This window comes from Vibrio sp. 1562 (genome assembly GCF_033340155.1).
In the GTDB taxonomy this organism is placed as follows: domain Bacteria; phylum Pseudomonadota; class Gammaproteobacteria; order Enterobacterales; family Vibrionaceae; genus Vibrio; species Vibrio alginolyticus.
Genome location: NZ_JAWOVY010000657.1, coordinates 1 through 553 on the forward strand (window position 1 = coordinate 1; position 553 = coordinate 553).

Annotated in this window: 1 protein-coding gene; it reads left to right on the forward strand. The window is 45.4% G+C overall.

From position 1 onward, the window contains the following. A partial coding sequence (gene lpxB / locus R7Z49_RS26920; protein ID WP_318112722.1) for a lipid-A-disaccharide synthase occupies positions 1 to 553 on the forward strand: 553 nt, incomplete at both ends.

Genomic DNA, 553 nt, shown 5'->3' on the forward strand with positions numbered 1-553 from the left:
AAGGCTTTATCAAGGCAGTGAAAGAGCGATACCCGAATACAGAGTTCGTTGGCATCGGTGGGCCAAAAATGATCGCGCAAGGCTGTGAATCTCTTTTTGATATGGAAGAGTTAGCTGTAATGGGCTTAGTTGAAGTGCTTGGACGATTACCTCGTTTATTAAAAGTAAAAGCTGAGCTTGTTAAGTACTTCACCCAGAACCCGCCAGATGTTTTTGTCGGTATTGATGCGCCAGATTTTAACTTGCGTCTAGAGTTAGATTTAAAGCAAGCAGGCATTAAAACCGTGCACTACGTGAGCCCTTCAGTATGGGCGTGGCGTCAAAAGCGTATCTTCAAAATCGAGGCAGCGACCAACCTGGTACTGGCTTTTCTACCGTTTGAAAAGGCGTTTTACGATAAATTTAAAGTGCCTTGTGAGTTTATCGGCCACACCTTAGCGGACTCTATCCCTTTGCAATCTGAGCAAGCGCCTGCGCGAGATCTGCTAGGACTTGAACAAGACAAAAAATGGTTAGCAGTTTTACCGGGTAGCCGTGGTAGTGAGCTCAAGAT